At 40.7% G+C, this 20950-nt stretch carries 17 protein-coding genes; 13 read left to right on the top strand and 4 right to left on the bottom strand.

Annotation, left to right across the window (positions count from 1 at the left end):
* Positions 1-12 precede the first annotated feature (12 nt).
* Positions 13-1395 carry a sensor histidine kinase gene (locus P162_RS06235; RefSeq protein ID WP_031426391.1) on the bottom strand — a complete coding sequence of 461 codons (1383 nt, stop codon included), beginning with the start codon at positions 1393-1395 and terminating at the stop codon, positions 13-15.
* Positions 1392-2060, bottom strand: a complete 669-nt coding sequence (locus P162_RS06230; protein ID WP_031426390.1) for a response regulator transcription factor — start codon at positions 2058-2060, stop codon at positions 1392-1394. Before P162_RS06230 ends, P162_RS06235 begins: the two co-directional genes overlap by 4 nt.
* Before the next feature lie 143 nt (positions 2061-2203).
* Here P162_RS06230 and P162_RS06225 point away from each other — a divergent pair, with 143 nt between their 5' ends.
* From P162_RS06225 to P162_RS17670, 7 genes are all read left to right on the top strand, one after another.
* On the top strand, positions 2204-2647 hold the full coding sequence (locus P162_RS06225; RefSeq protein ID WP_031426388.1) for a thioredoxin family protein: 444 nt from the start codon (positions 2204-2206) through the stop codon (positions 2645-2647).
* 5 nt (positions 2648-2652) lie between these two features.
* Complete coding sequence (locus tag P162_RS06220) at positions 2653-3636, top strand: FAD:protein FMN transferase (RefSeq protein ID WP_031426387.1); 984 nt, start codon at positions 2653-2655, stop codon at positions 3634-3636.
* On the top strand, positions 3633-3845 hold the full coding sequence (locus P162_RS06215) for a DUF4266 domain-containing protein (RefSeq protein ID WP_031426386.1): 213 nt from the start codon (positions 3633-3635) through the stop codon (positions 3843-3845). The genes P162_RS06220 and P162_RS06215 overlap by 4 nt, the downstream gene beginning before the upstream one ends.
* A gap of 9 nt (positions 3846-3854) precedes the next feature.
* The gene (locus P162_RS06210; RefSeq protein ID WP_031426385.1) at positions 3855-5171 is read left to right on the top strand and encodes a DUF3570 domain-containing protein; all 1317 of its coding nucleotides are present in this window, start codon (positions 3855-3857) and stop codon (positions 5169-5171) included.
* A 254-nt stretch (positions 5172-5425) separates the two neighbouring features.
* The gene (locus P162_RS06205) at positions 5426-5752 is read left to right on the top strand and encodes a DMT family transporter (protein ID WP_031426384.1); all 327 of its coding nucleotides are present in this window, start codon (positions 5426-5428) and stop codon (positions 5750-5752) included.
* Positions 5753-5811: 59 nt separating this feature from the next.
* Positions 5812-6975: an MFS transporter gene (locus P162_RS06200; protein ID WP_031426383.1), complete on the top strand. Its 1164-nt coding sequence runs from the start codon at positions 5812-5814 to the stop codon at positions 6973-6975.
* Between the two features lie 188 nt (positions 6976-7163).
* A complete protein-coding gene (locus P162_RS17670) occupies positions 7164-7403 on the top strand; it encodes a hypothetical protein (RefSeq protein WP_164076223.1) in 240 nt (79 codons plus the stop codon).
* 499 nt (positions 7404-7902) lie between these two features.
* On the opposite strand, the gene P162_RS06190 is transcribed toward P162_RS17670, so the two are convergent.
* Positions 7903-8778, bottom strand: a complete 876-nt coding sequence (locus P162_RS06190; protein WP_031426381.1) for an NAD(P)H-binding protein — start codon at positions 8776-8778, stop codon at positions 7903-7905.
* 398 nt (positions 8779-9176) lie between these two features.
* Between P162_RS06190 and P162_RS06185 the strand changes: the two genes are divergently transcribed.
* Entirely contained in the window at positions 9177-10322 is a 1146-nt protein-coding gene (locus tag P162_RS06185; RefSeq protein ID WP_031426380.1) for a mechanosensitive ion channel family protein, read from the top strand.
* Positions 10323-10544: 222 nt separating this feature from the next.
* Here P162_RS06185 and P162_RS06180 read toward each other — a convergent pair whose 3' ends face one another.
* Positions 10545-11018, bottom strand: a complete 474-nt coding sequence (locus P162_RS06180) for a DUF4168 domain-containing protein (protein WP_035916897.1) — start codon at positions 11016-11018, stop codon at positions 10545-10547.
* Positions 11019-11332: 314 nt separating this feature from the next.
* Here P162_RS06180 and ruvA point away from each other — a divergent pair, with 314 nt between their 5' ends.
* The 5 genes from ruvA to P162_RS06155 all read left to right on the top strand — a co-directional run bounded on the left by ruvA (position 11333) and on the right by P162_RS06155 (position 20801).
* Positions 11333-11914, top strand: coding sequence for a Holliday junction branch migration protein RuvA (ruvA, locus tag P162_RS06175; protein WP_031426378.1), 582 nt, complete (start codon positions 11333-11335; stop codon positions 11912-11914).
* A gap of 80 nt (positions 11915-11994) precedes the next feature.
* Positions 11995-19158 carry a cell surface protein SprA gene (gene sprA, locus P162_RS06170; protein WP_081868461.1) on the top strand — a complete coding sequence of 2388 codons (7164 nt, stop codon included), beginning with the start codon at positions 11995-11997 and terminating at the stop codon, positions 19156-19158.
* 95 nt (positions 19159-19253) lie between these two features.
* Positions 19254-19634 (top strand): glycine cleavage system protein GcvH, encoded by a 381-nt coding sequence (gene gcvH / locus P162_RS06165; RefSeq protein ID WP_031426376.1) that lies wholly within the window; start codon positions 19254-19256, stop codon positions 19632-19634.
* Positions 19612-20016 carry a VanZ family protein gene (locus tag P162_RS06160; RefSeq protein ID WP_051907800.1) on the top strand — a complete coding sequence of 135 codons (405 nt, stop codon included), beginning with the start codon at positions 19612-19614 and terminating at the stop codon, positions 20014-20016. The genes gcvH and P162_RS06160 overlap by 23 nt, the downstream gene beginning before the upstream one ends.
* 56 nt (positions 20017-20072) lie before the next feature.
* On the top strand, positions 20073-20801 hold the full coding sequence (locus P162_RS06155) for an energy transducer TonB (protein WP_031426375.1): 729 nt from the start codon (positions 20073-20075) through the stop codon (positions 20799-20801).
* The last annotated feature ends 149 nt before the right edge of the window (positions 20802-20950 follow it).

The following is a 20950-nucleotide window of genomic DNA, read 5'->3' as shown; positions in this document are numbered from 1 at the left end:
TAACAGATTTCCTTAACCCTTTTTAAATACTATGGTACATGTCGTTCCCATTTTATATTTACTTTCAATTTTTATCTCAGCGCCAATGGCTTCAACAGATTTTTTCACGATTGACAGGCCAAGTCCGTTTCCTGAAATGTGCTTATGTTCAAGTGCATCAGAGCGATAAAAATTATTAAAGAGTTTATCAAGTTCCTCTTTTCTTATGCCTATACCTTCATCTTGAATGGTACACAGCACGTCATTTTTATTCCGTTTAATTGAAATGTGAATCACTCCTTCCTTTCTTGAATATTTAATAGCATTTTCAATGATATTATCAAGAATCAAATTCGCATAATATCCATGCACTTTACTTTCAAGGGCATCATCGAGCTCCAGGTTTATTTTTAAATTTTTTGCCGTTATTTCCCTCTTATATTTAGATAGGATGTCATCGATTAATGTAGATAAGAATGTACTATTGTTTTTAGCAATTGAGGTAGGGTTTTCCATACGGGCAAGCGTAAGAAGCTGTTCTAAAGTTAAAGTCATAAAATCAATAATGGAAATGCTAAAATTTATCTTTTCTTCATACTCCTGCTGGCTTCTTGACTTTCGTATAAGTACTTCAAGGGTTCCGCGAAGGGTCGCGAGCGGAGTCCTGAGTTCATGGGATGCATCAGAAGTGAACTGGCGTTCACGTTCTATAGTGTTCTTAAGCCTGTGCAACAAAGCATTGATGGCTTGTGAAAGTTCGTAGAGCTCGTCTTTTTGATGTGCCATTATCACACGTTCATTGAGATTATTACGCGAGATCCTGTTTGTTGTGTCTATTATGGTACGAATGGGTTTTATACTGCGCCCCGCAAGAAAACTGGATATCAAAAAAAGCCCCAACAATACAACGGGATATAAAATAAGTAGGGTGTATTTTAGATTTGTAATAACATTTAGCGATGCGGTAAGTGACATCGCCGCGATTATGTATCCATGCTTCCTGCCATCATGGTACAATGGGAGTTGCACCTGCCTTATAGGAATATGTGTAAGAGTGGTATTGTTGTATTTGCCAGTTTGTTGATTATCTATAACAATAAGGTTGTTCCCTTTTAAATTAGGGGATTTATCAAATAGCTTACCTGACGCATCTGTGATTTGTAAAAATACGGGATTGACCTGCACCTCTAGATGTTCCCTCTCTTCGAGTTCTGCCTTGTTTGAAAAATAGATGGTATCCCTTGTGATCGTAACTTCTTTACTATGCTTATGCGCCTCAAAATCAAGATCTTTATCCAGGTTATTATAAACCGTATTTTGGACAACAAAAAATATCGCCAAAAAAACCACTGCCATAATTATGCCCGTGGCAATCATATAGTACAGCGCGATTCTGGTTTTAAAATTGAGCTTCATACTGTTGCGATGCTATAACCCACACCGCGTATGGTTTGAATATAATTATCCGTATCGCCCAGATAAAGTTTTTTTCGTAATGCATTTATATATACATCAATAACACTGGTATTGTATTCAAAATGTATATCCCAGACCTGTTCAATAATATCAGACCTTTTGCAAACCTTGCCTTTATGAAGCATTAAAAAAGCCAATAGATCAAATTCTTTTTGTGTAAGGTGAATCTCTTCAGGGCCTTTATAAACCTTATATGTTCCAAGATCGAGCTTTAGATTACCCACCTTAAAAATTTTATTTTCCTTTGTTATCTTGCGTAACTGTACGCGCACACGCTCAAGAAGTTCAGCAAAATGAAAAGGTTTTTTTATATAATCGTTTGCCCCGGCCTTTAGGGCAAAAATGGTTTCATCCACGGTATCTTTTGCGGTGAGGAAAATTACCGGAGTATCAGGAAAATGAATACGTGCTTCACGGCAAATGGCGATGCCACTTGTGCCTGGCAACATCCAGTCAAGTAGTAACAAGTCGTAATTTCCAGAGGTGGCAAGTATCAATCCATCACTTCCATTAAAAGCAACATCAACGACATAGCCTTCTTCCTCCAGGCCTTGTTTCACAAAACTGGCAATACCTGGCTCATCTTCAACAACTAGGATATTCATATTGCAAATTTTAAATTTTAAATTAAAGAACAAGCATAGGCTATCTTGAGATTCGCTTAAGTTTTAATACGTTACTTCAGGACAGTTTGAAATGAAGTAAATTTGATAAGCAAAATCGTTTTTACACATCATAAATATAAATCATGATATCAAGAAAACAGGGAATACTTATATTCTTCGCTTTAGCAGTACATTTTTCTGTCTTTGCACAAAACTGGCATACTGATTTTCAAGAGGCAAAAAAAATCGCGTCTGCAGAAGATAAACCTATTGTTCTGGTCTTCCAGGGATCAGACTGGTGCGCGCCCTGTATTAAACTAGACCGTGAGATCTGGTCTACCGAAGCTTTTAAAGCATATTCCAAAGAGCATTTTGTAATGCTTAAAGCTGATTTTCCCAGAAGCAGCAAAAATGCTTTGGCCAAGGAACAGCAGAATAAAAACAATATATTAGCTGAAACATATAATCAGGAGGGATATTTTCCACTTGTGGTAGTCCTAAACCAGAAGGGTGACGTTTTAGGAAAGACAGGTTATCAGCACGTTTCACCAGAAGATTATATTAAAACGCTTAATTCCTTTCAGTAGTTCCTTTGAAAAAAACAGTTCTTTTTTTTGCTTTTTCGCTGTCCTTTTTGCTCCTTTCGGCGCAGGAAACCCATAAGCGTGTGGTTAAATTGATGGGAAGTCGTTTTGAGATTACCGTGGTTGCAGAGAATGCTCCAATGGCAAATGCAGCTATAGATACAGCTATTGCAGAGATAACACGCATAGAAAAATTGATATCTTCATGGGATCCCAATTCCCAGACATCGTCTATTAACAGGAATGCGGGTGTAGCGCCCGTACCGGTAGCGGTTGAACTTTACGATCTTATAAAAAGGGCAAAAATTATTTCAAAATTGACAGATGGAGCTTTTGATATCAGCTACGCATCTATGGACGCGCTTTGGAAATTTGACGGAAGTATGACCAAGATGCCTGATCCTGAAACCATAAGGGCCTCGGTGGCAAAAGTGGGGTATGATAACATTGTTTTAAATGCTGAAGATCACAGCGTATTCTTAAAACTCCCGGGTATGAAAATAGGTTTTGGTGCAATAGGTAAAGGTTACGCAGCAGATAAGGCAAAAGCGCTGCTAATAGAAAAGGGAGTAAGCGCTGGTATCATAAATGCCTCTGGAGATATGAATACCTGGGGGAAGCAGCCTGATGGCAGTACCTGGAAAGTTGCGATCACTAACCCCATGAACAAAAACAATGCTTTTGCACTTTTGCCTATTTTGGAAAGTGCCGTCGTGACCTCAGGTAATTATGAGAAATATGTAACTTTTAATGGAGTACGGTATACGCATATTATTGATCCTCGCACAGGCTTACCATCTACGGGAATAATCAGCGCTACCGTTTTTGCACCAACAGCAGAACTGGCAGATGCCCTCGCCACCTCAGTATTTGTTATGGGTAGGGAAACAGGGCTGGATCGCATCAATCAGTTGCCTAATATAGAGTGTATCCTTATAGATGACGAGGGTAATATAAGTACTTCAAAAAATATTAATATTGATACAAAATGATAAAGAAAATTGGATTTGTTGCATTACTGGCGCTCTGCTTTAGCTCGTGTACCGCGGTCAGGGAGTATGAAAAAGTCTATATAAATGACCCAGATATGGTGTTAGGAACCAAAAATGTAGACCGTTTTGAAACTAATTTTCACGCTTACAGGGAAGCGGCCGTGGGAGCAAATGGAGGTAAGACTGGTGGAGGTTGTGGCTGCAATTAATATTAAAATATGAATAAATACTTTTTGCTTTTGATTTGTCTTAGTGGCGGAATTAATACTTATTCGCAAGCCCAGGATTCTACAAGCACTTATAAAAGACGGGTTTTAGAAAACACCGAAGTAGACCTGTTGGCGAGTTATTACTCGCAGAGCGGTAACAGTGCCGCTGTTACCGGTGGCCGCGGCACAGAGGAATTGACAGATGTCGCTCCCAGTATTGTTGTTTCCATACCGCTCAATGCTGATGACGTTTTGAGTATAGATGCGAACATTTCTGCCTATACTTCAGCCTCTTCAAGTAATATTGATCCCTTTGATGGAAATGGTCCTGCAGATCCGTTTGTGTCGTCTTCGGGTGCCTCTTCAAGTGATGTATGGACTAATGTAAATGTATCATATAGCCACAGTTCAGATGACCGGGATAAGATCTGGTCTGCAAATGTTTCGCTTTCTAATGAATACGACTACTTTTCAGTGGGTTTTGGAGGGAATTATACCCATTTATTCAATGAAAAAAATACGGAGCTGAGTGTTAAAGGAAATATTTTTCTTGATAGCTGGAAACCTATTTATCCCATAGAGCTACGTCCCTTTGCACAAGGGCAAAATGGTCTTGCAAATGCGTTGTTTAGTAACTATAAGATACTGGGGAATGCTAATTATCAGCCTCGTTTTGATGAGTTTCAGACCAAATCGCGTAATACTTATGCTTTGGGTTTAACCTTTTCACAGATCCTATCGAAAAAATTACAGGGAGCACTAGAGCTTGATCTAGTGCATCAGGAAGGATTGCTTTCCACACCCTTTCAGCGGGTTTATTTTCAGGATATTGAAAATTCATTTATAGAAAATTTTCAGCTTGCTGATGCTATAGAACTTTTACCGGATACCCGCTTTAAAATAGCAGTGGGCGGTAGGCTTAATTATTACATTAATGAACTTTTTGTCCTGAGAAGCTATTATCGCTATTATACTGATGATTGGGGCATACGCTCCCACACGGCAAGTCTGGAAGTTCCTATAAAAGTCGCACCTAAATTTACCATTTATCCATCCTATCGCTATTATACCCAGACGGCTTCAGATTATTTTGCAGGATACGAAAGTCATTTGTCTACCGAAGCATTTTATACTTCAGACTATGATCTTTCTAATTTTAATGCTAATCAATACGGTTTTGGAGCCACTTATACAGATATTTTTACCAAAATCCATATTTGGGAACTGGGCCTTAAAAGTATTGACCTTAAATACAACCGCTACGCGCGTAATTCAAAGTTTAAAGCTGATATCATTGCTGTAGGATTCAAGTTTATTATGGATTGATGGGCATTGCGTACACGCCATAGATACGTACCACTTGATCATATAAATACACAAAAATAGTTTGTCTATATAAAAGACTATATTACGGCTTTAGCTCTATTTTTCTATCGGCGTTATAAAAGGTTCGATACGTTTAAGGTTTTAACCTTATCAGTGCTTTATATTTGCTTATGAAAACAAAATCCGTCTCCTCTTTTTGACGGAAACGATTAGCCTTGATTTCATATTATAAGTTTAAAAGCACATCTTTTTCAATGAACTGGATTCTACTTATCATTGCCGGCCTTTTTGAGGTGGCCTTTGCTGGCTGTCTAGGTAAGGCTAAAGAAAGCGTGGGCATAATTTCAACATACTGGTATATCGGTTTTTTCATATGTGCGGCTATTAGCATGCTTCTGTTGCTCAAAGTAAGTAAAGAACTTCCCATAGGTACGGCGTATGCGGTGTGGACGGGTATTGGCGCTGTGGGTACGGTGATCATCGGTATCTATATATTTAAGGAGCCCGCTACATTTTGGCGTTTGTTTTTTCTTACTTCCCTTATTATTTCCATAGTGGGGCTTAAGGTTGTTTCCCACTAGTTTACTAAGAAAATCGTTTTCAAAATTAATGGTCTATCGCTGGCCGCAGACATTACAAAATGAAAAATCAGCTTAGCAATCCTGTACTTTACTTAATGAGTATTTCTGCCGGACTTGTGGTTGCCAACTTATATTACAACCAGCCGTTGTTGCATCAAATGGCGGTTGATTTTGAAGTGAGTCAGGCGACGGTGAGCAATGTAGCGCTGGCCACGCAGATGGGTTATGCTTTTGGCCTGTTGTTTATCGTACCGCTGGGTGATATGATGGCCAACAAGAAAATCCTGAAATACGATTTTTTATTGATGATCATTTCCCTTGTGGCTGCAGCGGTTTCAAATTCAATTTTCTTGTTGATCCTTAGCAGTTTTTTCATTGGTTTTTCATCGGCGATCCCTCAATTGTTCGTTCCCATGGCGGCACAACTGGCAAGTGATGAAAACAGGGGCAGGGCGATAGGTATCGTCATGAGCGGTTTGCTTGTAGGTATTTTAGGAAGCCGGGTCATCAGCGGTCTGGTAGGGGAGCAGTTTGGTTGGCGTTTTATGTATTATGCAGCAACTGCTTTGATGGTGCTGCTGTATATTCTTCTGCAATACAAGCTTCCAAAACTAGGGCCGGATTATAAGGGAAGCTACGGCAGTTTGTTGAAATCCATAGGATATTACTTCAAGACCGAACCTTCGGTACGACTGGCTGCGCTGCGCGGTGGCCTGGGTTTTGCTGGTCTGAGCGCTTTCTGGACCACCCTGGTTTTTCTTCTGGAAGATTCCTTTGGCTATGGCAGTGATGTTGCTGGGGCGTTTGGCCTTTTTGGTGTAGTAGGCGCCATTGCGGCTGCGGTTGTGGGCAAAATGAGCGATAAGGTAAGCAAGAACAAACTTATCTTTTATGCCGTTGTGTTGATGATCGTTTCCTGGGGGATTTTCTACTTTTCGGCTACTTCAATCATTGGGTTAATCATAGGGATTATCGTGGTAGACCTGGGTTTTCAGGCGCTTCACATTACGAACCAAAACATTGTTTTTTCAAAAAACCCTGAAGCACGCAACCGGGTAAATACCATTTATATGGTGGGCTTTTTCGTGGGCGGTGGTTTAGGGACTGTCCTGGGGGCTAATGCTTATGAACATTTTGGTTGGCACGGCGTTGCGGGCCTGGGGATAATCCTTACGGCGCTCATTGGACTTGTACATCTGATTTTTAGAAAACAAACCGTATAAATTATAATAATTTCAAATCGCTATGTTAGATTTGATTATAAAAAATGCACACCTTGAAAATGGTGAAAAACCAGTAAATATTGGCATTTTAAAGGGCAAAATTGACAGTATCAGTATACATACTGACGCTTCCGCGGAAGCGAAAAATACCTACGACGCCTGCGGTCAGTTTATCTGTTCCGGGTTTTATGAAAGTCATATCCCCCTTAATAAAGCCTGTATTCTCGACCGGTGTTCCATTGAAGAAGGAACGCTGGATGAGGCCGTCCAAAATCAAAATAGGTGCACATGCTAATCTGGTCATACTGGAGGCTAAAAGCGCAATTGAAGTCTTACGCACCGTTGCGCAGCCACTTGCTGGTTTTAAGGATGGGAGACAAACATTTTCAAATGAGAAAGCGGTTATTTATTTAATTAATGGAAACTGATTTAAAGTATTCCGGGACTGCAATATTTATTATTTGAAATATAGATTGACGTCAAAACTTAAACTTCTTTTCAAATAGCAAAAACAAAATTTAACGGATTAAACAAAAACTCTAATTTACAAATGATCAATCGATGTAGTTGTTTGTAATTAACAGATATTTGGTATATTACGTACTTAAAGTTGGTTTCTGTTTAACTTTGAAAATTTATTGGAAATTGTCTCCATCGGGAAATTGGAATTCCAGCCTTATGAGCAACCGAAAATTCTATACCATCGTAATACTTTGTAGTTTGATAGCCATACTACTATTATATTGGTTAGTGCCTGCTCCTTATTATATTTGGTCTTAATGAAACGTATGGATTAAAGGATTCCAATTATTAATTGCAGTTATTTTCTGAAAAATTTGAACCCGAAGAGGTTTTCGAAAATCATTAAAAACACCAAAAATCCGCCATTTCAGCAGATTTTTGGTGTTTTTAGAGCAAAAATGGCTTTTAGAAATCCTTGGCAAATGCTTTAGCAAAATCCTCTAGTTTTACTTTGCCCATTTCCTGTGGCTTTTGGCGCTCGTATTCTTCGGCAAGCTTACCTGAACGTATACTTGCATAGAGATCTACCAGGCTCATGGCAATATGTTCTGGCATACCACTGGCCTGCATTCCCTGTTGCATTTCTTCATCACTTATAATCTTCCATTTCAAATCTGGTTTTCCTATAGCTTTGCCCAGTACGTCTGCTATTTCGTCCCCGTTGCGCTCATCGCTTGAAACATATCTGTATGTTGGCACATCTTCCATCTTGACAAGTTCTTCGGCAATTGCGTTTGCAATATCCTCGGTAGAAGCCATAGGTACCTTATCCTCGCCATAATTTGCAAAGATCGCGTTATGCTCTTTTATGGTCTCTTTAAAACTGTTGAGGTTATAGTAAAAGGAAGTGGGTCGCATGTGCGTGAGTACTATATCAGGTACCTGATCAAACATTTGCTCCAGGGCATGCGAACCAAGTATGGGTCCGGTACCTTTATCCAGGTGAGCGCCTATACTGCTTAAATGCACCACACGTTTTACGCCTGCGCGCTGTATAGCCTCGCAATAATTGCTCCCCACTTTACGGTAAAAGAGCAGAATATTGGGTTCGGTAAAATGATTAGGGGGTACCATACAATAGACGGCATCAGCTTTGCTGAAAGCTTCCGTTAAGAATTCAGCATCTTTTAAAGAGCCTATAGCTGCCGTTGCGCCCAGGTCCTCAATTTCTTTTTTCCGATCTTCAGAACTGCTAATTATGGTTACATCGTGATCTTTAACCAACTTTTCCGCTATCTGGTGGCTTATATGTCCAAGTGATCCAGTGAGTACAATTTTCATATGTTTAATTTTTGTATGAACTCAAAATACGGGTTTAAACTGGTAAAATATGCCTATTTAACGTTATTATATCCCCTTAGAAAAAGCGTGAATACTGCTAGTTAATAAGGCAAAGTTGAATGGAATTTTAAACGATACCCTTGAAATTTATTGCAGGAATGAAGCATCCTCTCAAGTAGAAACAAATATTTCCGTAGCGTTCTTTTAGTTCTTCGGTATAGAAGATTCAATTAAAACCATAAGGCGCTAGCGGATGGAGCAGTACTTTCACTCAAATCAAAGCCAAGCAATTATTAGCTCGATCCCTATTTTTTCTTCGGGACAATTTTAAGCCGAAAATTCGTTGATTATCTATAGTATTGCGAACTGGTAAAAGATATAAAAAACACGATTAAGTGATGCAGGAATTCTGGGAACTGAATAAAGGTACGATTATCTATGCCCTATGTGTCGTGGGGATTGTATGCATTTTGCGTATCGCCACGTACTATTTGTATAAATTCATCGAACGTAAATCGGCACTTAAATATCAGGGGGAGGATATTGCCCCCATTCACCTAATAAAAAGAATACTCAACGCCTTATGGATTGTGCTGGGTATAATGGCACTTGCCTTTATAGTTATTGATGAAGAGAGCTACAAACGCGCTCAGAAAAATTTTGAGATCGTTTTCTACCTGGGTATGGTAGCGGTCATCACACTGGTGGTCGCTTCACTGGTTCGCATGTGGTTCAAACGAGCCATAGCGAAGAAAACCGCATTGAATGATGATACGACAAGTTATCGGTTTTTAAGGTATCTGGCTGTTTTTGCGGTATATTTTGTAGGTATTTTATTGGCTATTCTTGCATTTCCCTCCTTGCGAGGCATTGCCCAGACTGCACTGGGAGGTGCGGGACTTATCGCGGTAGTAGCAGGTGTGGCATCTCAGGAAGCGCTGGCAAATCTCGTGGGCGGTCTGTTTATCATTTTCTTCAAACCCTTTAGAACCGGTGACGTGATCAAGATCACAGATACGATGGTGGGCACGGTTACAGATATTACCCTCAGGCATACCGTACTCCGCAATTATGAAAATAAGATGATCGTGATCCCAAATGCTATCATTAACAAAGAAAAACTTGTTAATTACGATCTGGGCGACCGGCGGTGCTGCGAATGGATAGAAATAGGGATTTCCTATGATAGCGACGTAGATCTTGCCAAACATATAATGCGGGAAGAGTGTGAGCAACATCCCAATCTGATTGATAACAGAAGCGAACTTGATCTGCATAATGAAGTACCCAAGGTGCTCGTTAGGGTTACAGGGCTTGGAGAATCATCTGTCGATTTGCGCGCCTGGGCCTGGGCAATGAACTTTCCGGAGGCTTTTGTGATGAGGTGCGAACTTCTGGAAAGTATTAAAAAACGTTTTGATAAGGAAGGTATTGAGATTCCCTTCCCACATAGAACGATGGTTTTTAAGAAGGAACAGCTTCAGGCTATTGTAGATGATCTCAAAAAAGAAAAAGCTGTAGAAAACGATGAAAAGGAGGGGTAAAATGCTATAAATCGGTCATTTTAAGATGTAAATTGCTGGTTTTTAAAATAGAACACTTTGATATCTAAGTTTGTGAATCATTTTTTTTGCTTTACATACTATCTACTTTTCTCAAATTCGACAGTTTTACCATAACAGGAATTTAATCAAAAGGCATAAAAAAATCGGGCAAAATGCCCGATTTTTAGTCGCTTTAGATCGATTTGTATGCTGTTTTAAGGCTTATTGCAACATTTTCTGAAGACGCTGTTGCAGTTCAGTATCTGTTTGTAGGGCAGTTGCAATCATTTGATAACGTTCAATATCCAAATCCTGATTTTCAACAACCTTGGTCAGTTTATCCTGAAAATCCTTTTGCATGGTATCTAGCTTAGTAACTATCTTTTTGTGCGTTGCTTTTTCATCATCGCTAGCATCACTTTCGGCATCTGCATCCATTGAAGCCTGGTGAATTTCATTGAATCGCTCAATTTCCATTCCTTCTTCCTCAACGCTTTGAACCATTTTCTGCTGGGCCTGTTGTCCCATGACTTGCATTTGTTTGTAAGCGTTGGCAAATTTCTGTAATTCTTCATCAGAAATTTCGGTTTCACTTTGATCTAATTGTGGTGTGGCCTCCATTTGAGAAAAAGCAGGCATGCTACTCATGGCAGCAAATACAAAAGCACCGCTTAATATTCTTTTTATCTTAGACATAATTTGATTTATTTAATTGTTTAAAAATAAGTTGGCAGTAAATCTATCTGGTTTAAGGGAAGGATGAGTTTTTTTAACAAAGAATTCATCCATTTTTGAAATATATTAACGCCTTTTGATTTTTTAGGAACTCCTGTAGATTAAAAAATAGTTCCGTTAAGGGTTTGATGCATAGCAAATTGTAGTTTGCTATAGGTTTTCGAGAAAAGAAATTGAGACTTTTTAAATCCTGTTTATAAGAACCTTTATGAAGCTTTCAAATTTGAAGAGCAAATAAATTTAGTACATTTGAGGCGCTAACTTTTTCTTAACATATGATCACACACTTGAACGGTAAACTGGTGGAGAAAAACCCTACAGACGTTGTCATTGAATGTAATGGCGTAGGTTATTCCGTTAACGTTTCACTGCACACCTATTCGTTACTTCCCGAGGGCGAAAAAATACAGTTGTTTACCTACATGCATGTTAAGGAAGATGCGCAAACCTTGTATGGTTTTATGCATAAGTCAGAACGTGAAATTTTTAAATTGCTCATATCTGTTTCTGGTGTGGGAACAAGTACTGCGCGAACCATGTTGTCCTCCTTAAATCCAGAGGAGCTTAAACATGCCATTGCCACCGGCGATGTTCCTGTTATACAATCAGTAAAAGGTATAGGTGCGAAAACCGCACAACGCATTATTTTAGATCTTAAGGATAAAATATTAAAAGTCTATGATATTGACGATGTTTCACAACCGGCGAGCAATACAAATAAAGAAGAGGCGTTATCTGCTTTAGAGACACTGGGTTTTGCACGGAAACAAGCAGAAAAAGTATGTGCTAAAATTGTGCGTGAGGATCCTGGCGCAGGGGTGGAGACTATTATCAAACAAGCACTAAAAAACTTGTAATTCCTTTGGGTACAACATTATCTTTCAATCATTTATCGCGGTATTTTTTCCTGCTGAGCATTTTTGCCTGTGGCGCAGATATGTTTGGCCAGAATGATACGATCCCACAAGATTCTACGGCATCTGGCTATTATATGGGACGTTTGCAATTAAAGGATCCCGGGAGCATTATTTCAAAATACACTTACGACCCGCTTACAGAACGTTATATTTATACTGAAAATCTGGGTACGTACAATATCAACTATCCTCAATATCTCACGCGGGAAGAATTTATTGAACGTATACGCCAGGAGCGAATGCGTGATTATTTTCAGGAGAAAATTGCTGCCGTAGATGGCCGTACCGAAGCAGGACAGGAAGCCCAAAAAAGCCTGTTGCCCAATTTTTACGTCAATTCTGGCCTTTTTGAGAGCATTTTTGGAGGAAATACGATAGAATTTATACCACAGGGTTCGGTGGAACTTGATATTGGTGCACTTTTTACAAAACAGGATAATCCCAGCTTTTCTCCCAGAAACCGAAGCAACTTTAGCTTTGACTTTGATCAGCGCATCAGTTTGAGCCTTCTGGGTAAAGTGGGCCAGCGCTTACAGGTAAATGCCAACTATGACACAGAATCAACCTTTGATTTTCAGAATCAAATCAAACTGGAGTATACCCCCACAGAAGATGATATTATTCAGAAAATCGAAGTTGGTAATGTAAGTATGCCGCTTAACAGCGCATTGATTCAGGGCTCACAAAGTCTTTTTGGTGTAAAAACACAGCTTCAATTTGGTAAAACTACCGTTACCGGAGTATTTTCGGAACAGCAAAGCCAGACCAATTCTGTAACTGCAGAAGGTGGCGGTACCATTCAGGATTTTGAAGTTTTTGCGCTTGATTATGATGAAAACCGGCACTATTTCCTGTCGCACTACTTTCGGGATCAATACGATCGCAATTTGGCCAATTATCCCTTTAATGCTTCTAACGTACAGATCACGCGCCTCGAAGTCTGGGTTACTAACAGGAGCCAGACGTTTGAAAATACCCGTACCGTGGTTGCGCTTCAGGACCTTGGGGAATCAGATCCAGATAATATAGGACTTGCCGCGATACCCGGTGGCTTCCTCAACAATCCCCCTGGCAGTTATCCAGAGAATGATAACAACGATTTCAACCCGCTGGGCATTGAAGGTAACGAGCAAAGTGTCCTTAATGCCGCCATTCGAGATGCCGCCACGGTAGGACAGGGTTTTGGGGGTGTTCCCGTTTCAGACGGTACAGATTACGCTTTGCTTGAAAGTGCCAGAAAACTTTCTCCCAGCGAATACACGCTGGAGCCTACCCTGGGCTATATATCCCTGAACCAGCGTTTAAGTAATGATGAAATACTTGGTGTCGCCTATCAATTTACGGCTAATGGCCAGGTCTATCAGGTAGGAGAACTTGCCAATGATGGCGTAGATGCCACAGCAAATGTCATAGATAACCCTAATGAGGATACCCCAGACCCCGTGGGACCGCAAGGAGGGGCGCCACAGGCACTGGTGGTAAAAATGCTTAAGAGCAATATAACGACCGTAAATGAGCCTATCTGGGATTTGATGATGAAAAACATCTACAATTTGGGTGGCGGTCAGCTGGAGCAGGATGGTTTTCGTTTGAATATTGTATATACGCAGCCTTCGCCCATAAACTATATTAACCCTGCTACAAATGGGCCTGCGTTACCTGCCGATGTCGCAGATACTCCGTTGCTCAACGTTTTTAACCTGGATCGTTTGACCACCTTCGGTGATCCTCAAACAGGCGGCGATGGGTTTTTTGACTTTGTACCGGGACTTACCGTGAATGTGCGTAATGGGAGCATTATATTCACTTCCGTAGAACCTTTTGGGGAATATTTGTTCAACAAACTGCGTAATGGCGCGGGAGAGGTTTATGATGATAATATGGATGCCAGCGATGCCGAGCTGGAAACGTATAATGCAAACCAGGTCAAATATGTGTATAAATCCCTTTATAAATCCACTAAAACTGTTGCAAGGGACAATGCCGAAAAGAATAAATTTCAGTTAAAAGGAAAATATAAATCCAGTCAGGATGAAGGTATTCCCATAGGCGGTTTCAACGTTCCGCAGGGATCTGTAACCGTAACTGCCGGGGGTCGTGTACTTCAAGAGGGGCTTGATTATACAGTGGATTATCAGCGCGGCAGGGTAATAATCCTTGACGAGGCACTGCTTGGTTCTAACACGCCCATTCAGGTTTCTACCGAAAATAATACACTTTTTGGTCAACAGACCAAACGTTTTACAGGATTGAATGTTGAACATCAGTTTAATGAAAACTTTTTACTGGGCGGTACGTTTATCAACCTTAACGAACGTCCCATTACCCAAAAGGCAACGTATAGTTACGAGCCTATAAACAATACGATTTTCGGCATAAACGGTAATTATTCCACAGAAGTCCCTTTTCTTACCCGTCTGGTTAATAAATTACCCAATATTGATACTGATGTGGCCTCTAATGTTTCGGTGCGTGGGGAATTTGCTTATCTGTTGCCCGGTCAGCCTAAAGGAACTGATTTTGATGGGGAGGCGACGTCCTATATAGATGATTTTGAAGGTGCGCAAACATCCATAGATATCAGTTCGCCATTACAGTGGTATTTATCCTCCGTGCCGGTAGGTTACGGTGGTGATCTGGTTAATGATCAGTTGGAATCTAATTTTAGAAGGGCAAAATTGGCGTGGTACACAATTGATCCCATTTTTTATAATTCTAGCAGGCCAGATGGTATAAACGATTCAGATTTGTCCAATTATGCCTCGCGCAGGGTGCTTTACAATGAAATTTTCCCGCAGCAGGACAGGGTAGCAGGAACCAGTCTGGCGCTATTTACCCTTGATCTTGCCTATTATCCTACAGAACGTGGCCCATATAATTTTAGTGATGATGCGCAGGATGGTATATTGGACAATCCCGAAGATAATTTTGGAGGGATTATGCGTTCGTTCACTTCAACAGATTTTGAACAGTCTAATGTGGAGTTTGTTGAATTCTGGCTCATGGATCCTTTCATTTACCCGGAAAATGCAAATAATCCCGGCGGTACGCTTACCTTAAATCTAGGTAATATTTCTGAAGATATACTCAAAGATGGCCGCAAGCAGTATGAAAATGGTTTGCCACAGGATGCAGGTTTTGAAAACACCTCGTCCACCTCTTTTGGTAAAGTACCCGTGAGTCAGGCACTTATTTATGCTTTTGATACCGAAGGGCAGCAACGTCTCAATCAGGATGTGGGCTACGATGGTCTTACAGATGTGCAGGAACGGGAGATGTTCACCGGCTTTGCTGATCTGGAAGATCCTTCTGGCGATAACTACGAATATTTTCTTGCCGCTGAAGGCGGAATTTTAGAGCGTTATAAGCAATATAATGGGGTTGAAGGCAATTCTCCCGTAGAAGTGGGGCAGAACAACAGAGGTTCTACCACGTTTCCTGATGTGGAAGATATCAACCGGGATTATACCATGAACACGGTAGATAGTTATTTTGAGTATGAACTTGACATCAACCGGGAAAGCCTCAATATTGATAATGAATTTATCGTAGATGAGCGTAATATAGAGGTAGAATTACAAAATGGTAGCACCTTGCCGGTACGCTGGTATCAATTTAAAGTACCCATCAATCAGCCTACGAATGCAGTAGGGGGAATCTCAGATTTTAGGTCCATTCGATTTATGCGAATGCTGATGACAGATTTTCAGCAGAATACCGTATTGCGCTTTGGTACCCTGGATCTGGTACGTGGCGATTACCGTAGGTACCAGTTGTCCCTTGATCCTGATGAAGCTGATCCTGCTCAAAGCAACACGTTGTTTGAAGTTGCTGCGGTAAGCATACAGGAGAACGAAAACAGAAGCCCCATTCCCTATGTACTGCCTCCCGGTGTTTATAGGGAAGAGTTCCTGAACAACAACAACAACAATATTCGGCAAAACGAACAGTCACTTTCTATGACCGTTTGCGATCTGGAAGCGCAGGATAGCCGGGCTGTTTATAAAAATTTCCGTCTTGATATGCGGCAGTATGAGAAGATGGAAATGTTTCTGCATGCAGAATCCCGCATAAATGAAATACCATTAGTCCCCAATGAAATGGTCGCGTTTGTAAGAATGGGGACAGACCTTACCGAAAATTTCTATCAGATCGAACTTCCGTTGAGTCCCACCGCATTTGGCGCGAATAATGAGGATGCAATCTGGCCAGAAGAAAATAGGCTCAGTGTGCCTTTTGAATTATTGCAGGATATAAAAGCCCAACTTTTTGGCGGCGGTATAAATCTCACCGGCGACGACCTTATTTATTTTGATGAAAATGGTACGCAGATACTCAATCCAGAAAACACACCTTATCAAACGGGGGTTATTCGGGTTGGTATCAAAGGGAATCCCAGTTTTGGCGATGTGCGTACGATCATGTTGGGACTTAAAAACGGTAACCGTTCTGGCGGCAGGGATGTTTGCGGTGAAGTATGGTTCAATGAGCTACGCATTTCTGGTCTCAAAAACCAAGGCGGCTGGGCCGGAATATTGAATCTGGACGCAAACCTGGCCGATTTTGCAACGGTTTCAGCAACAGGAAGGCAGACAACTACCGGTTTTGGTGCCATTGAAGAAGGTCCTAATGCCCGAAGCCGGGAAGATATTAAATCGTATGATGTGGTGACCAATGTCAATCTGGGTCAGCTCCTGCCTCAAGAATGGGGCGTAAAAGTCCCCTTTAACTACGCCTCTGGTGCAGAAGTGGTGACCCCACAGTATGACCCTCTTCTTACCGATGTAGAACTTGATAATACCCTAGAAGCCGCAGTTACTTCTGCCGCAAGGGACAGTATAGAAGATGCGGCCATTGCGCGTACCCGCCGCCAGAGCATAAATTTCATAGGTGTGCGCAAAGAACGCACCGGCGAGGCCAAACCCCATGTCTATGATGTGGAAAACCTAACCTTTGCCTACAGTCACAATCAGGAGGATTATAAGGATTTTGAAATAGAAGGCGCAACAAACCAGAGCGTACGCTTAGGTGCGACCTATAATTACAGCTTTACCCCAAAACCACTGGAGCCGTTTAAAAAGAATGACTCCATATTCATGAATAAATACTGGCAGTTACTCAAGGATTTTAATATTAATTATCTTCCGGCAAGCATCAGTTATACCACGAACATCAACCGACAATATAACCAGCAAAAATTCAGGGATGTATATGTATCGCTGGGCAACAATTCCATTTTACCAGAATTTTACCAGCGCAACTATATCTTTGATAGGCAGTTTACCGTAAACTACCCAATAACGCAATCGTTTCGAGTCAATTTTGACCAGGGGCAAAACAGGATAGTACGTAATTATCTTGATTTTGATGGAAGTATAGATGATGATGCCGGTGGTGTTTATCAGGGTATTTTTGAAGTAGGTACGCCAGACAGGCATTTTCAGACCTTGCAGGCCAATTATGATATTCCTTTTAGCAAAGTCCCTTTTCTGGATTTTGTAAACGCAACCTATTCGTATACCGCAGATTTTGAATGGAACCGTGGTTCGCTGCAATTCCAGACTTTAGAAAACATTCCAAATCTGGGAAATACGGTGGAAAATGCCAATACACATGCCATAAATGGAACGATGAACCTGGATAAGCTTTACAAAAGTGTGGGGCTGGAGAAAAAGAAAGCCGGCGGCGGTGTGGGCGTTTCCAAAGGAGCAAGGAGCAGGGCGGTACCTACGCTGGGAAATAGCGATCCTGATAATGAAGATAACAACGCACAGAACACGGATCAGAATCCCTCAACCCTTAGCGGTGGTGACAAGGTTAAAAATTCTGCAATAGGATTATTGACAGGGGTTAAGCGTATACAGGTGAACTATCAACAAAATAATGGCACCTATTTGCCAGGGTATTTGCCCGGTGTAGGCTTTGTGGGGACCGTAAAACCCACTACAGGATTTGTTTTTGGAAGTCAGTCTGAAGTACGTGATTACGCCGCAAGACAGGGTTGGTTGACGCTTTATCAGGAATTCAACCAGCAATATCGAGAAGTAGAAAACCGTCAACTGGATATACAGGCACAAGCAGAATTTATACCTGAACTTACCATAGACGTTAATTTCAACCGTATTTATCAGGAAACCTACAATGAGAACTACCGTGTGGATCCAGAAAGTCTCGCTTATGAAAGTCTTACCGGCGTAACAAATGGAAACTTTAGCATTTCGACATTAATGATAGGTTCCGCATTTGCGCAAAGTACGGCGGAGCTTTCAGAAACCTTTGACAAGTTCAGGGAAAACCGCCTAACGGTGGCAAACCGGCTTGCAACACAATTTTATGGAGAAGGTGCAGAAATCCCGCGTGATGAAAATGGCTATCCTATAGGATATGGGCAGACCAGCCAGGCAGTTCTTATTCCTGCTTTTCTTTCGGCATATACAGTGGGAAATGCAGAAAGTGTGGACCTGGGTGCTTTCCGCAGTTTTCCATTGCCTAACTGGAACATCAAGTACACGGGCTTGATGAATATTGAATGGTTCAAGAAAATGTTCAAGCGCTTTTCAGTAAATCATGGCTATCGTTCCGGGTATACCGTAAACCAGTTTACCACAAACCTGAAATACGATAGGAACCTAAATACCACTCCAGATGATGCGCAGTTTAACCAGTCTGGCAATTTCCTGACCCCCACATTGTTCTCAAATATGAACCTTGTAGAACAATTTTCACCGCTTATACGTTTGGATTTTGAAATGCGAAATTCGCTTAAAGTACTTGCCGAGCTCCGTAAAGACCGTGCGCTTTCCCTAAGTTTTGATAATAATTTAATGACCGAGATACAGGGCAATGAATATATTGTAGGACTGGGCTACCGGGTGAAGGATATTACCTTTGCAACCCGAATAGGTGGTAAAAAGGCAATTTTAAAAAGTGACCTGAATATAAAAGCGGACCTTTCACTACGGCAAAATGAGACGATTGTGCGCTATCTTGATATAGATAACAATCAGACCACCGCAGGTCAGGATATTTATGGTTTGTCCCTTAAGGCTGATTATGCGCTTAGCAAAAACCTAACCGCTATTTTCTATTATGACCATTCTTTTGCGACCTATGCCATATCAACGGCGTTCCCACAGACCACGATAAGATCAGGATTTACGCTACGCTATAACTTCGGAAATTAAGAGGGGAATATCTTTGTTATTAAGCCGAAAAAAAGCAATTTTGAGGCAGTTTTAAGCTAAATAAATCAATTTTATACTAAAATCAACAGAAAAAAATGAATCTACCAGACGATTTAAAATACACTAAAGATCATGAGTGGGTGCGCATAGAAGGAGATACCGCAACTGTAGGGATTACAGATTTTGCTCAGGGAGAGCTGGGGGACATCGTTTATGTAGAAGTGGAGACTGAAGGGGAAACACTGGAGCGCGAAGAGGTTTTTGGCACCGTAGAGGCCGTAAAGACGGTTTCTGACTTGTTTTTACCCCTTACCGGAGAGATTATTGCCTTTAATGACAAACTAGAAGCAGAACCGGAAGTTGTGAATAAAGACCCTTATGGTGACGGATGGATCATAAAAATGAAAATTGAAGATAAAGAGCAGCTAAAAGACCTTCTTGATGCCAAAGCATATGGAGAAGTCATCAACGCGTAATATTCTTTTATTAGGAGTAGTTACCTATTCAATGGCACTTGCCATTGGTTGTTTAATCCATATGCCAAAAGTCATAGAAGGGGCACCACAGAACAGCGATAAGCTTTTGCATGGTACTGCTTATTTCTTTTTCTGTCTCTTCTGGTTTGTGTATTTATTTTTAGTGGGTTTCAAAAACTATACATTTAACAAAATTCTTTTCATCACAATAGGGTGGGGCTTATTTTTTGGTATGGTTATTGAAATTCTTCAATCAGAATTCACCACATACAGATCAGGCGATTTGTGGGATATGCTAGCTAATTCCACGGGGATTTTACTCGCAGTTTTGCTGCTGTATATCTTAAAAAAAAGACTGAATCGTATAAAAACAAAATTTTAATTTCGGATTGCAGCAATTTTTATCTAAATTAGCAATCCTTAACAATCAAAACTAGTATGGAACCTAAAAAGAACCCGAAAAAAGATCTTGGCAGGAGAAGTGTACTCTTCTTTCAATTGGGTCTTATTCTTATTCTCGGTTTGTCCTATTTGGCAATCGAGTGGAAGACCTATGACAAAGAAGCCATAGACATTGGCCAGCTCAATGTAGATGACGTTCTCGAAGAAGATGTGCCGATCACAGAACTGAATGCACCACCACCGCCACCACCACCGCCACCACCACCACCAGCACCGGAGGTTATTGAGGTAGTTGAAGATGAGGTTGAAATCGAAGAAACCGTAATCCAGTCTACTGAGACGACCCAGGAAGAAAAGGTTGAGGTGAAAGATGTAAGCTATGAAGAGCCTGAAGAAGAAATTGCCGATGTGCCCTTTGCTGTAATTGAAAATGTACCTGTGTACCCAGGTTGTGAAGGTGAAAAAGACAATGCTGCTAAAAAAGCTTGTATGTCTGCTAAAATCACACAATTTGTTCAAAAGAAGTTCAATACTGAGTTAGGTAGCGAATTAGGATTGAGCGGTATTAATAAGGTTTATGTTCAGTTTAAGATTAATAAACAAGGAAACATAGAGTATATGGGTGCACGTGGACCCCACCCTCGCTTAGAGAGTGAAGCAGAACGTGTAACAAAAATGCTTCCTAAAATGACTCCAGGTATGCAGCGAGGTAAGCCAGTAGGTGTACTTTATGCATTGCCTATCGTATTTCAAATACAGGATTAAATTAGAATTAAGTATTTAATAGAAAATCCCGTCCACTTTAGTGAGACGGGATTTTTTTTGTTCTTATTTGAAAGAAGAAATTTTTCGTAAGCAAATACTATATCAAAGCAATGGCCATTTTAGGTAATTCTTATTCAGGATAGAGTACC

The sequence above is a fragment of the Flavimarina sp. Hel_I_48 genome (assembly GCF_000733945.1).
GTDB lineage: Bacteria > Bacteroidota > Bacteroidia > Flavobacteriales > Flavobacteriaceae > Leeuwenhoekiella.
This window is presented reverse-complemented; position numbering and strand designations above follow the sequence as displayed.

Bases quoted from the DNA above. Each gene is read 5' to 3' on its own strand.
- sprA (WP_081868461.1), top strand. From the start codon at position 11,995: ATGTTTGGCCAGAATGATACGATCCCACAAGATTCTACGGCATCTGGC.
- gcvH (WP_031426376.1), top strand. From the start codon at position 19,254: ATGAATCTACCAGACGATTTAAAATACACTAAAGATCATGAGTGGGTG.
- P162_RS06200 (WP_031426383.1), top strand. From the start codon at position 5,812: ATGAAAAATCAGCTTAGCAATCCTGTACTTTACTTAATGAGTATTTCT.
- P162_RS06230 (WP_031426390.1), bottom strand. From the start codon at position 2,060: ATGAATATCCTAGTTGTTGAAGATGAGCCAGGTATTGCCAGTTTTGTG.
- ruvA (WP_031426378.1), top strand. From the start codon at position 11,333: ATGATCACACACTTGAACGGTAAACTGGTGGAGAAAAACCCTACAGAC.
- P162_RS06235 (WP_031426391.1), bottom strand. From the start codon at position 1,395: ATGAAGCTCAATTTTAAAACCAGAATCGCGCTGTACTATATGATTGCC.
- P162_RS06185 (WP_031426380.1), top strand. From the start codon at position 9,177: ATGCAGGAATTCTGGGAACTGAATAAAGGTACGATTATCTATGCCCTA.
- P162_RS06215 (WP_031426386.1), top strand. From the start codon at position 3,633: ATGATAAAGAAAATTGGATTTGTTGCATTACTGGCGCTCTGCTTTAGC.
- P162_RS06160 (WP_051907800.1), top strand. From the start codon at position 19,612: ATGGAGAAGTCATCAACGCGTAATATTCTTTTATTAGGAGTAGTTACC.
- P162_RS06225 (WP_031426388.1), top strand. From the start codon at position 2,204: ATGATATCAAGAAAACAGGGAATACTTATATTCTTCGCTTTAGCAGTA.
- P162_RS06155 (WP_031426375.1), top strand. From the start codon at position 20,073: ATGGAACCTAAAAAGAACCCGAAAAAAGATCTTGGCAGGAGAAGTGTA.
- P162_RS06190 (WP_031426381.1), bottom strand. From the start codon at position 8,778: ATGAAAATTGTACTCACTGGATCACTTGGACATATAAGCCACCAGATA.
- P162_RS06205 (WP_031426384.1), top strand. From the start codon at position 5,426: ATGAACTGGATTCTACTTATCATTGCCGGCCTTTTTGAGGTGGCCTTT.
- P162_RS06210 (WP_031426385.1), top strand. From the start codon at position 3,855: ATGAATAAATACTTTTTGCTTTTGATTTGTCTTAGTGGCGGAATTAAT.
- P162_RS06180 (WP_035916897.1), bottom strand. From the start codon at position 11,018: ATGTCTAAGATAAAAAGAATATTAAGCGGTGCTTTTGTATTTGCTGCC.
- P162_RS17670 (WP_164076223.1), top strand. From the start codon at position 7,164: ATGAAAGTCATATCCCCCTTAATAAAGCCTGTATTCTCGACCGGTGTT.